The organism is Streptomyces sp. Go-475, from assembly GCF_003330845.1.
GTDB lineage: Bacteria > Actinomycetota > Actinomycetes > Streptomycetales > Streptomycetaceae > Streptomyces.
The window spans coordinates 3079008-3091258 of the sequence record NZ_CP026121.1; the positions used below are offsets into that span (position 1 = coordinate 3079008).

Consider the following 12251-nt stretch of genomic DNA (forward strand, 5'->3'; position numbering starts at 1 on the left):
GTACCGGCCAATGACTACGGCCGGCCTACAGCCCCATGTCCTTCGCGATGATCGACTTCATGATCTCGCTGGTGCCGCCGTAGATGCGGTTGACGCGGTTGTCCGCGTACAGGCGGGCGATCGGGTACTCGTTCATGTAGCCGTAGCCGCCGTGCAGCTGGAGGCAGCGGTCGATGACGCGGTGGGCGACCTCGGTGCAGAACAGCTTCGCGGAGGCGGCCTCGGCGGGGGTGAGCTCACCGGCGTCGAGGGCCTCGGTCGCGCGGTCCGCGACGGCCTCGGCGGCGTCCACCTCGGCCTGGCAGGCGGCCAGCTCGAACTTGGTGTTCTGGAAGTGCGCGACGGGCTTGCCGAAGACGGTGCGCTCCTGCACGTACTGCTTGGCGAACCGGACGGCGGCCTTGGCCTGCGCGTAGGCGCCGAAGGCGATGCCCCAGCGCTCGGAGGCCAGGTTGTGGCCGAGGTAGTAGAAGCCCTTGTTCTCCTCGCCGAGGAGGTCCTCGACGGGCACCTTGACGTCGACGAACGCCAGCTCGGCCGTGTCGGAGGTCTTCAGGCCGAGCTTGTCGAGCTTGCGGCCGACGGAGTAGCCCTCGGACTTGGTGTCGACGGCGAAGAGGGAGATGCCGTGGCGGCGGTCCTCGGCGGTGGGCGGGGAGGTGCGGGCGCAGACGATCACGCGGTCGGCGTGCACGCCGCCGGTGATGAACGTCTTGGCGCCGTTGAGGACGTAGTGCGTGCCGTCCTCGCTCAGCTTGGCGGTGGACTTCATGCCCGCGAGGTCGGAACCGGTGCCCGGCTCCGTCATCGCGATGGCCCACATCTCCTCGCCGGTGACGAACTTCGGCAGGTACCGCTTCTTCTGCTCGTCCGTCGCCAGCATCTTGATGTAGGGCAGGGCGAGCAGCACGTGCACGCCGGAGCCGCCGAACTGGACGCCGGCGCGAGCGGTCTCCTCGTACAGCACGGCCTCGAACTTGTGGCTGTCCAGGCCCGCGCCGCCGTACTCCTCCGGCACGTTGATCCCGAAGATGCCCAGCTCACCGAGCTTGTAGTAGAAGTCGCGGGGCGCCTGGCCCGCCGCGAACCACTCGTCGTACACCGGCACGACCTCGGCCTCGATGAAGGCGCGAAGGGTCTCCCGGAACGCCTCGTGATCCTCATTGAACACCGTACGGCGCACGCCGCCACCTCCACGGACTTCATATGTCTAAGCGCTTGCTCAGACCAAGGTACCGGTGAGTAGCGAGGAGCGTCCAGGGTGGGGGTGGGGTAACGCTCGTCACGGTGAGGGTGCCGATACCCGACGGGAGTCCCAGTTCCGCCTCGAAGACCGCTACGTGCCGCCGGAACCATGCGGGAGGCCCCGTCGGACGGGTTCCACAGGGTCTCGTCGCCCATGCCGAAGCTCTGGCCCGCCGTGGCCCCTTCAGCCGATCACGGCAGGCCGGCGCATCCAGCGGGATCACCGGCGTCGCCGGTGTTGCGCCCTGGCCGGACGGCGGCCGCGGACGCCGTCCGCTCAGCCCCCCGCCGCCGCGAACGCCCCCCGAGCCATCCGATGCAGCAACTCCGCCGTGGCCCCCCGCCCGGGCAACGACCCGGCCCGCCCCAGATGCGGCGTGGAGTTCAGCAGCCCGAACACCGAGTGCACGGCGGACCGAGCCGCCGGCTCCCCCAGCCCCGGGTACACCTCCCGCACCACCCCCACCCACAGCTCCACGTACTGCCGCTGCAGCTGCCGCACCATCTTCCGGTCGCTGTCCCGGAGGCGATCCAGCTCCCGGTCGTGCAGGGTGATCAGAGGCCGGTCGTCGAGCGCGAAGTCGATATGCCCCTCGATCAGCGAGTCGAGGACCGCCTCCGCCCCCGCACCCCCGTCCGCCTCCGCAACCCGCCGCTTCGCCCCGGTCAGCAACTGCCCGCTGATCCCCACCAGCAGCTCCGCGAGCATCGCGTCCTTGCCCGCGAAGTGCCGGTACAGCCCGGGCCCGCTGATCCCGACCGCGGCGCCTATCTCGTCGACTCCGACCCCGTGGAAGCCCCGCTCGGCGAAGAGCCGGGCGGCCTCCTTCAGGATCTGCTCGCGTCGGGTGGGGGCGTCGGTTCTCGTGGCCATGAAAGCAATTCTAGACAGGGAGGTTAGCGGTCGTTAACCTGAAGGAAATGCGTTAACGCTCATTAACAAGGTGAGGGGACCGCAGGATGCACGAGGCACCGGAGCTCACGAGCGCGGCAGACCCCGCGTCGGAGGCCTTTCGGGCCAACGAGGAGGCGCACCGCACCCTCGTGGCGGAGCTGCGCGCCAAGCTGGCCGCGGCCGCCCAGGGCGGCGGCGAGAAGGCCCGCGCCCGCCACACCGCGCGCGGCAAGCTGCTCCCCCGCGACCGCGTCGACACCCTCCTCGACCCCGGCTCGCCCTTCCTGGAGCTGGCCCCGCTCGCGGCCGACGGGATGTACGAGGGCCAGGCCCCGGCCGCCGGCGTCATCGCCGGCATCGGCCGGGTCAGCGGCCGCGAGACGGTGATCATCGCCAACGACGCCACGGTCAAGGGCGGCACGTACTACCCGATGACGGTCAAGAAGCACCTCCGCGCCCAGGAGGTCGCCCTCGACAACCGCCTCCCCTGCGTCTACCTGGTGGATTCCGGCGGCGCCTTCCTGCCCATGCAGGACGAGGTCTTCCCGGACCGGGACCACTTCGGCCGGATCTTCTACAACCAGGCCCGCATGTCCGGCGCCGGCATCCCCCAGATCGCCGCGGTCCTCGGCTCGTGCACGGCCGGCGGCGCGTACGTCCCGGCGATGAGCGACGAGGCGGTGATCGTCCGCAACCAGGGCACGATCTTCCTCGGCGGCCCGCCCCTGGTGAAGGCGGCCACGGGCGAGGTCGTCACGGCGGAGGAGCTGGGCGGCGGCGAGGTCCACTCCCGCGTCTCGGGCGTCACGGACCACCTCGCGGAGAACGACGCCCACGCGCTCCGCATCGTCCGTACGATCGTCTCCACCCTGCCCGCGCGCGGGGCGCTCCCCTGGGAGGTCACGGAGTCGATCGAGCCCAAGGTCGACCCGCACGGCCTCTACGGCGCGGTCCCGGTCGACTCCCGCACCCCGTACGACGTGCGCGAGATCATCGCCCGGGTCGTCGACGGCTCCCGCTTCGCCGAGTTCAAGTCCGAGTTCGGCCAGACCCTGGTCACCGGCTTCGCCCGGATCCACGGGCATCCGGTGGGCATCGTCGCCAACAACGGCATCCTGTTCGCCGAGTCCGCCCAGAAGGGCGCCCACTTCATCGAGCTGTGCGACCAGCGCGGCATCCCGCTGGTCTTCCTGCAGAACATCTCGGGCTTCATGGTGGGCAAGGACTACGAGGCGGGCGGCATCGCCAAGCACGGCGCCAAGATGGTCACGGCCGTGGCCTGCACCCGCGTACCGAAGCTCACGGTCGTGGTCGGCGGCTCGTACGGCGCGGGCAACTACTCCATGTGCGGCAGGGCGTACTCCCCCCGCTTCCTGTGGATGTGGCCGAACGCCAAGATCTCGGTCATGGGCGGCGAGCAGGCCGCCTCGGTCCTCGCCACGGTCAAGCGGGACCAGCTGGAGGCCCGCGGCGAGTCCTGGCCCGCGGAGGAGGAGGACGCCTTCAAAGCCCCGATCCGCGCCCAGTACGAGCGCCAGGGCAACGCCTACTACGCGACGGCCCGCCTCTGGGACGACGGTGTGATCGACCCGCTGGACACCCGCCAGGTCCTGGGCCTGGCCCTGACCGCGTGCGCCAACGCGCCCCTGGGTGACCCCCAGTTCGGCGTCTTCCGGATGTGAGGGGACGGACGACGATGTTCGAGACAGTGCTGGTGGCCAACCGGGGCGAGATCGCCGTACGCGTCATCCGGACGCTGCGGTCGATGGGCGTGCGCTCGGTGGCCGTCTTCTCCGACGCGGACGCCGACGCCCGGCACGTCCGCGAGGCGGACACGGCGGTGCGGATCGGCCCGGCCCCGGCGTCCGAGAGCTACCTGTCGGCGGAGCGCCTGCTGGAGGCGGCGGCCCGCACGGGCGCGCAGGCGGTCCACCCGGGCTACGGCTTCCTCGCCGAGAACGCCGCCTTCGCGCGCGCCTGCGCCGAGGCCGGCCTGGTCTTCATCGGCCCTCCGGCGGACGCGATCGCCCTGATGGGCGACAAGATCCGCGCCAAGGAGACGGTCCGGGAGGCCGGGGTGCCGGTGGTGCCCGGCGGCCGGGACCCGGAGCTGGCCGAGGCGGCCCGCGAGCTGGGCGCCCCGGTGCTGCTGAAGCCCAGCGCGGGCGGCGGCGGCAAGGGCATGCGCCTGGTGCGGGACCTGACCCGGCTGGAGGACGAGATCGCCTCGGCCCGCCGCGAGGCCCGCGCCTCCTTCGGCGACGACACGCTCCTCGTGGAGCGCTGGATCGACCGGCCCCGCCACATCGAGATCCAGGTCCTCGCGGACGGCCACGGCAACGTGGTCCACCTGGGCGAGCGCGAGTGCTCCCTCCAGCGCCGCCACCAGAAGATCATCGAGGAGGCGCCGAGCGTGCTCCTCGACGAGGAGACGCGGTCCGCGATGGGCGAGGCGGCGGTCCAGGCGGCCCGCTCCTGCGGCTACCGCGGCGCGGGCACGGTGGAGTTCATCGTCCCCGGCAACGACCCGTCGTCGTACTACTTCATGGAGATGAACACCCGCCTCCAGGTGGAGCACCCGGTCACGGAGCTGGTCACGGGCCTGGACCTGGTCGAGTGGCAGCTGCGCGTGGCGGCCGGCGAGCCCCTCGGCTTCGCCCAGGAGGACGTACGCCTGACCGGGCACGCCGTGGAGGCCCGCATCTGCGCCGAGGACCCGGCCCGCGGCTTCCTCCCCTCCGGCGGCACAGTGCTCAGGCTCCGCGAACCCCAGGGCGACGGCGTGCGCACCGACTCGGGCCTCACCGAGGGCACGGAGGTCGGCAGCCTCTACGACCCGATGCTCTCCAAGGTCATCGCGTACGGCCCCGACCGGGCGACGGCCCTGCGCAAGCTCCGGGCGGCCCTGGCGGAGACGGTCACGCTGGGCGTGCAGACCAACGCCGGTTTCCTGCGCCGCCTGCTCGCCCACCCGGCGGTGGTCTCCGGCGACATGGACACCGGCCTGGTCGAGCGCGAGGTGGAGGACCTGGTCCCGACGGACGTCCCCGAGGAGGTCTACGAGGCGGCGGCGGCCGTCCGTCTGGAGGCCCTGAAGCCCGAGCCGGGCGGCTGGACGGACCCGTTCTCGGTCCCGAGCGGCTGGCGCCTGGGTGGCGCCCGCAGGCCACCCGCCTTCCACCTCCGCGTGCAGGACCCGCTGGAGTACACCCCACGCGGCACGGCCACGGTCACCGACGACCGGGTCGCGGTGACCCTGGACGGCGTCCGGCACACCTTCCACCGTGCCGCCGACTGGCTCGGCCGCGACGGCGACGCCTGGCACGTCCGCGACCACGACCCGGTCGCCGCGTCCCTGACCCGGGCGGGACAGGCGGGCGCCGACTCCCTCACCGCGCCCATGCCCGGCACGGTGACGGTGGTCAAGGTCGCCGTCGGCGACGAGGTGAGCGCCGGTCAGGGCCTGCTGGTGGTGGAGGCGATGAAGATGGAGCACGTCATCTCCGCCCCGCACGCCGGCAAGGTCACCGAGCTGGACGTGGCGCCCGGCAGCACGGTCGCCATGGACCAGGTCCTGGCGGTCATCGCACCGAACGAGGAGGCGGCGGAATGACAGTCCCAGGGCTCCCCATGGCCGTCCCGGCCGGGAACCTCCCCACCCGGGTCCGCATCCACGAGGTGGGCGCGCGCGACGGCCTGCAGAACGAGCAGGCGACGGTCCCCACGCAGGTCAAGGCGGAGTTCATCCGCCGCCTGGCCGATGCCGGCCTGACGACGATCGAGGCGACGAGCTTCGTCCACCCCGAGTGGGTCCCCCAACTGGCCGACGCGGAGCAGCTGTTCCCGCTCGTCGGCGACCTCCCGGTGGCGCTCCCGGTCCTCGTCCCGAACGAGCGGGGCCTGGACCGCGCCCTGGCGCTCGGCGCCCGCCGGGTGGCGGTCTTCGCCAGCGCCACGGAGTCCTTCGCCAAGGCCAACCTCAACCGCACGGTGGGCGAGGCCCTGGCGATGTTCGAGCCGGTGGTGGCCCGGGCGAAGGCGGACGACGTGCACGTCCGCGGGTATCTCTCCATGTGCTTCGGCGACCCCTGGGAGGGCCCGGTCCCGATTCCGCAGGTGGTGAAGGTGTGCCGGGCCCTGATGGACCTGGGCTGCGACGAACTGAGCCTGGGCGACACGATCGGCGTGGCGACCCCGGGCCACGTGGTGGCGCTCCTCGCGGCCCTCGACGAGGCGGGGATCCCGCCGTCCGCCCTCGGCGTCCACTTCCACGACACCTACGGCCAGGCCCTCGCCAACACGCTGACCGCGCTCCAGCAGGGCGTGACCACGGTCGACGCCTCCGCGGGCGGCCTGGGCGGCTGCCCCTACGCGAAGTCGGCGACCGGCAACCTCGCCACCGAAGACCTCGTGTGGATGCTGCGGGGCCTCGGCATCGACACCGGCATCGACCTCGGCCGCCTCGTCGCCACGAGCACGTGGATGGCCGCCCACCTGGGCCGGCCCAGCCCGTCCCGCACCGTCCGAGCCCTGTCCCACGAGGACACCGAGGAGCACTGATCACCATGGACTACCGTCTCTCCCCCGAGCTGGAGGAACTCCGCCGCACGGTCGAGGAGTTCGCACACGAGGTGGTGGCGCCGAAGATCGGCGACTTCTACGAGCGGCACGAGTTCCCGTACGAGATCGTCCGGGAGATGGGCCGCATGGGCCTGTTCGGCCTGCCGTTCCCCGAGGAGTACGGCGGCATGGGCGGCGACTACCTGGCCCTCGGCGTGGCCCTGGAGGAACTGGCGCGGGTGGACTCCTCGGTCGCCATCACGCTCGAAGCCGGCGTCTCCCTCGGCGCGATGCCCATCTACCGCTACGGCACGGAAGACCAGAAGCGGGAGTGGCTCCCCCGCCTCTGCTCCGGCGAGGTCCTGGGCGCGTTCGGTCTGACGGAACCGGACGGCGGCAGCGACGCGGGCGCGACGCGCACGACGGCCCGTCCGGACGCGTCGACGAACGAGTGGGTCATCAACGGCACGAAGTGCTTCATCACCAACTCGGGCACGGACATCACGGGCCTGGTCACGGTCACGGCGGTCACCGGCCGCACCCCGGACGGCAAGCCCCAGATCTCCTCGATCATCGTCCCGTCCGGCACGCCCGGCTTCACGGTCGCGGCCCCCTACTCGAAGGTCGGCTGGAACGCCTCGGACACCCGCGAGCTGTCCTTCACGGACGTCCGCGTCCCGGCGGCGAACCTCCTGGGCGAGGAGGGCCGCGGCTACGCCCAGTTCCTGCGCATCCTCGACGAGGGCCGCATCGCGATCGCCGCCCTGGCGACGGGACTCGCCCAGGGCTGCGTCGACGAGTCGGTCAAGTACGCCAAGGAACGGCACGCCTTCGGCAAGCCGATCGCCGCGAACCAGGCGATCCAGTTCAAGATCGCCGACATGGAGATGAAGGCCCACACGGCCCGTCTGGCCTGGCGCGACGCGGCGGCCCGCCTGGTCGCCGGTGAACCCTTCAAGAAGGAGGCGGCCCTGGCCAAGCTCCACTCCTCCACCATCGCCGTCGACAACGCCCGGGAAGCCACCCAGATCCACGGCGGCTACGGCTTCATGAACGAGTACCCGGTCGCCCGCATGTGGCGCGACTCCAAGATCCTGGAGATCGGCGAGGGCACGAGCGAGGTCCAGCGGATGCTGATCGCCCGGGAGTTGGGGCTCGTGGGCTGAACCGGCCGAAAGGCACCCGAGCCGACACTTCCTCAGATCTTCACTTCGTGGCCACGCCCACCTCATGGTACCTTCACGGCACAAATGGCACTTTCCCCTGCGCCGATTGACCACCGGCGCACGCTGACCAAGCCGGACGAGGGGGCGTGCCTCGTTTCTCCGGGGGAGCATGACGTTGGCCGGCCCTGCCGTTTCCGTGGTGATCGCTGCTTACAACGCGATGCCTTATCTCACCCGTTGCGTCATATCCGTCGCCGAGCAGAGCATCGGTCGGGACGCGGTGGAAATCCTCGCCGTCGACGACGGTTCGACCGACGGGACGGGTGAGGAACTCGACCGGCTCGCGCGGGAGTACCCGGGGCTGCTGCGCGTCTTCCACCAGGCGAATTCCGGCGGCCCCTCGGCGCCCCGGAACACGGGGCTCGACCACGCCCGGGGCAGGTTCGTCTTCTTCCTCGACGCCGACGACTACCTGGGCCCCGAGGCCCTGGAACGCATGGTCGCCATGGCCGAGGAGAACGGCACCGACATCGTGCTCGGCAAGATGGTGGGGGTCGGCGGACGCGGGGCGCCCACCTCGATGTTCCGGCGCAACCAGCCGCGCACCGACGTCTTCTCGTCCCGGGTGTACTGGACCCTCAACCCCATGAAGCTGTTCCGCCGCGAGCTTCTGGAGCGGCTGGAACTGCGCTTCCCGACGGATCTGAAAATAGGCGAGGACCAGCTTTTCGTCGGCCCGGCCTATCTGCACGCGGACGGCATATCCGTACTCGCCGACTACGACTGCCTGTTCTGGGTGGAGCGCGAGGACAGCGGCAACATCACGCTGCGGACGGGCGGCACCGAACCCCGTCTGCGCTTCCTGCCGCGCGTCGTCGACCTGCTCCTGGAGCAGGTGCCGCCCGGCCCCGGCCGCGACCACCTGGCCCACCGCCATCTGACCGTCGAGGTGCGGCAGCTCCTCGACCACCTGGTGCACGAGCCCCGCCCCGAGCAGGAGAAGGCCCTGGCCCGGCTCGCCGAGACCATCGCCCCGCTGTGGCACGAGGGTCTGGACGACCGGCTGTCGGCGATGGCCCGGCTGCGGCTGCACCTCGTCCGCCACACCATGCTGGACGAGTTGCTCGAACTGGTCCGCTTCGAGCGCGAGCTGGGCAGAAGCGGCGTCGCCACCCCCGTCCTCGTCGACCGGGGCCGCGCCTACGCCCGCTACCCCTACCTGCGCGACCCGTCCCGCTCCGTCCCCGACTCCTGCTACGACGTGACCCGCCAGCTCGGGGTGCGCCACCGCGTCACCCGCGCCGAACTGCGCGGAACCGTGCTGCACCTGGCCGGGCACGGCTACCTGCACCGGGTGGCCACCGACGACGTCTCCACCGAACTCGTGCTGCGCGAACGGGACAGCAGCCAGGAGCACCGGCTGCCCGTCACCCCCACCGAGACGCCCGGACTCGGCGAGGCGGAGGACAAGGGGCGGTACCGCTACGAGAGGGCCGGTTTCGAAGCGTCCGTCGACATCACGACCGCTGGTGGCGGATCGCCCCTCCCCGACGGGCTCTGGGACATCTCCCTGGCGATCGGCGCCCAGGGCATCTCCCGCGAGGTGCGCATCGGCAGCAAACGGGACGCCGGGGTCTCCGGGGCGGCGGCGACCCACATCGTGCGCCACGGCGAGGAGACCCGCGCGGTCACGCTCTACACCACCAAACCGCACGGCAACTTCACGCTCGACATCGGCGAACGCAAGCACAAGGTGCTGCCGCAGCTGAGCCTGCGCGACCCGCGGTGGGCACCGGGCGCGGCCACGGAGCTGGAGTTCGCCGGCCGATGCGCCCTCGCCTCCTTCCCGGACGGCGCTCTCGCCGTCCACCTGGAGGACGGCCGGGGCGGCACCGCCGTCTTCCCGGCCCGCCCGGCCTCACAGGCCGGTGGCGACTTCGTCGTACGGGTGCCGGTGACCGGGTTGCCGGCCGGGCTGTGGCGGGGCCGACTGCGGCTCGGGCCCTGGGCCTTGGAGCTGCCGCCGCCCCCCGCGAACCTCGCCCCCGCCGGGTGGCGCCGCCGCGGCCTCCCCTGGTACGCGAAGCCCGTCCGGGACGGGCAGGCGGGGTTCGCGCTGCGGGTAGCCCGTACGGACCTGGTCCGGGCCGTGAAGCGCCGCCTCATGTCATAGGCGGGGCCGCACTCGTGATTCGGATCACTGCCACCCAGGGCATCCCCGCCCGCTCCCCCGGGCACGGATACCAGGGCCCCCTGGACAAGATCTCAGGTTAGGCTAACCTAAGCCTGATTCCAGCCAAGCGGCCATCAGCCGCGCCCGCAGTGGCTCCGTACGTACGAAAGCAGACCCACCCATGTCGAACGCCAGAACCGCCCGCTTCTCCCGCCGCGGCCTCCTCGCCGCCGGTGGCGCACTCGGACTCGGCGCCCTCGTGACCGCGTGCGGCAGCGAGGACTCCAAGGACGGCGGCTCGGAATCGACGGCGTCCGCCAAGTCCGGTCCGTGGTCCTTCAAGGACGACCGCGGCAAGACCGTCCAGCTCGACAAGGTACCCGCGAACATCGTCGCCTTCACCGGTGTCGCCGCCGCCCTGTACGACTACGGCGTCTCCGTCAAGGGCGTCTTCGGCCCCACCAAGACGCAGGCCGGCAAGCCCGACGTCCAGGCCGGCGACATGGACATCAGCAAGGTGACCATCCTCGGCAACGCCTGGGACCAGTTCAACGTCGAGAAGTACGCCGCCCTCGCCCCCGACGTGCTGATCACCACGATGTTCGACTCGGCCGGCACCCTCTGGTACGTCCCCGAGGCCTCGAAGGACAAGATCGCCAAGCTCGCCCCGAGCGTCGGCATCTCCGTCTACGACCGTCAGCTCACCGCCCCGCTGCAGCGCATGTGGGAGCTGGCCGAGTCCCTCGGCGGCGACATGAAGGCCGCGAAGGTCACCGACGCCAAGAAGCGCTTCGAGGAGGCCTCCGAGCGTCTCCGCAAGGCCGCCAAGGCCCACCCCGACATCAAGGTGATGGCCGGCTCCGCGAGCCAGGAGCTCTTCTACGTCTCCGGCACCAACCTCTCCGTCGACCTGGAGTACTTCAAGGCCCTCGGCGTGAACTTCGTCGAGCCGCCGGAGAAGGCCAAGGCACAGGGCGGCGGCTGGTTCGAGAGCCTGAGCTGGGAGAACGTCGACAAGTACCCGGCGGACATCATCATGATGGACGACCGTTCCTCGACGATCCAGCCGGCGGACATCACCGAGGCGACCTGGAAGAAGCTGCCCGCGGTCAAGGCCGGGCAGGTCATCGCGCGTTCGCCCGAGCCGATCCTGTCTTACGACAAGTGCGTGCCGTTGGTGGAGAACCTGGCGAAGGCCATCGAGAACGCGAAGAAGGTCAGCTAGGCGTTCAGCGCCGTGGGGGCGCGCCGGGGTCTGCGGCTGCGGGCCGCATATGGCTTGTCGCGCAGCTCCCCGCGCCCCCGAGGTATGCCCCGACACTGCCTGACTTCAACTCAGGAGCCATGAATGACCACCGCCGTAGCCGCCCCGTTCCGTTTCTTCTCCCTGCAGGTCGTGCGGACGAGGCGGCTCGGGCCGTCTCTGGTCCGGGTCACCTTCGGCGGGCCCGACCTGCACGCCTTCCACTCCGACGGGCGCGACCAGTCGCTGTCCCTGTTCCTGCCGCACCCGGGGCAGCCCGAGCCGGTCGTTCCGCTCGAGCTGGGCGACGGGTGGTGGCAGGGCTGGCGTGAACTGCCGGACGACGTACGGGCCGTGATGCGGTCGTACACGCTGCGCGCGCTGCGCCGCGACCCGGACGAGATCGACATCGACTTCGCCCTGCACGGCATCGAGCCGGGCTCCGCCGTCCAGGCCGGGCCCGCCTCCCGCTGGGCGGCCCGGGCCGCCGCCGGGGACCGGGTGCTGCTGCTCGGCCCGGCCGTCGCCGACAACCGGGCGATCCGCTTCCGGCCGCCGGAGGACACCGACCTGGTGGTCGTCTGGGGCGACGAGACCGCCGTACCGGCCGCCTCGGCCATCGTCGAGTCGCTGCCGGCCGGCACCCGGGCCCGGGTCTGGCTGGAGGTGCCCCACGCCGGGGACGTCCAGGACCTGGTGACGGAGGCCGACGCCGAGATCACCTGGCTCGTGCGGGAGAAGGACCGCGAGGGGTCCCCCATGGCCCTCGACGCCCTGCGCGACGCCCGGCTCCCGGCCGCCGAGCGGCCGTACGTCTGGATCGCCGGCGAGTCCGGCTGCGTCAAGGAGCTGCGCCGGCACTTCGTGCGCGAGCGCGGGATCGACCGGCGGCGGGTCACGTTCGTCGGCTACTGGCGCCGTGGCGTGACCGAGGAGCAGCTGCGGGCCGAGGGATAGCCCAGCAGGCCC

The 12251-nt window shown here is 71.6% G+C and carries 9 protein-coding genes; 7 read left to right on the forward strand and 2 right to left on the reverse strand.

Going from position 1 to position 12251, the window contains the following annotated elements:
* Window positions 1-25: 25 nt before the first annotated feature.
* Both C1703_RS14070 and C1703_RS14080 read right to left on the reverse strand, forming a co-directional pair.
* A complete protein-coding gene (locus C1703_RS14070) occupies window positions 26-1183 on the reverse strand; it encodes an acyl-CoA dehydrogenase family protein (RefSeq protein WP_114252828.1) in 1158 nt (385 codons plus the stop codon).
* Window positions 1184-1522: 339 nt separating this feature from the next.
* Window positions 1523-2119 carry a TetR/AcrR family transcriptional regulator gene (locus tag C1703_RS14080; protein ID WP_114252830.1) on the reverse strand — a complete coding sequence of 199 codons (597 nt, stop codon included), beginning with the start codon at window positions 2117-2119 and terminating at the stop codon, window positions 1523-1525.
* An 86-nt stretch (window positions 2120-2205) separates the two neighbouring features.
* Here C1703_RS14080 and C1703_RS14085 point away from each other — a divergent pair, with 86 nt between their 5' ends.
* The 7 genes from C1703_RS14085 to C1703_RS14115 all read left to right on the forward strand — a co-directional run bounded on the left by C1703_RS14085 (window position 2206) and on the right by C1703_RS14115 (window position 12239).
* On the forward strand, window positions 2206-3822 hold the full coding sequence (locus tag C1703_RS14085; protein ID WP_114252832.1) for a carboxyl transferase domain-containing protein: 1617 nt from the start codon (window positions 2206-2208) through the stop codon (window positions 3820-3822).
* Window positions 3823-3836: 14 nt separating this feature from the next.
* Window positions 3837-5753, forward strand: coding sequence for an acetyl/propionyl/methylcrotonyl-CoA carboxylase subunit alpha (locus C1703_RS14090; RefSeq protein ID WP_114252834.1), 1917 nt, complete (start codon window positions 3837-3839; stop codon window positions 5751-5753).
* Window positions 5750-6700 carry a hydroxymethylglutaryl-CoA lyase gene (locus C1703_RS14095; protein ID WP_114252836.1) on the forward strand — a complete coding sequence of 317 codons (951 nt, stop codon included), beginning with the start codon at window positions 5750-5752 and terminating at the stop codon, window positions 6698-6700. Before C1703_RS14090 ends, C1703_RS14095 begins: the two co-directional genes overlap by 4 nt.
* 5 nt (window positions 6701-6705) lie before the next feature.
* A complete protein-coding gene (locus C1703_RS14100; protein ID WP_114252838.1) occupies window positions 6706-7866 on the forward strand; it encodes an acyl-CoA dehydrogenase family protein in 1161 nt (386 codons plus the stop codon).
* A 169-nt stretch (window positions 7867-8035) separates the two neighbouring features.
* Window positions 8036-10039, forward strand: a complete 2004-nt coding sequence (locus tag C1703_RS14105; RefSeq protein WP_114252840.1) for a glycosyltransferase family 2 protein — start codon at window positions 8036-8038, stop codon at window positions 10037-10039.
* Window positions 10040-10220: 181 nt separating this feature from the next.
* Window positions 10221-11264: an ABC transporter substrate-binding protein gene (locus tag C1703_RS14110; RefSeq protein WP_114252842.1), complete on the forward strand. Its 1044-nt coding sequence runs from the start codon at window positions 10221-10223 to the stop codon at window positions 11262-11264.
* Between the two features lie 123 nt (window positions 11265-11387).
* Window positions 11388-12239: a siderophore-interacting protein gene (locus C1703_RS14115; RefSeq protein WP_114252844.1), complete on the forward strand. Its 852-nt coding sequence runs from the start codon at window positions 11388-11390 to the stop codon at window positions 12237-12239.
* The last annotated feature ends 12 nt before the right edge of the window (window positions 12240-12251 follow it).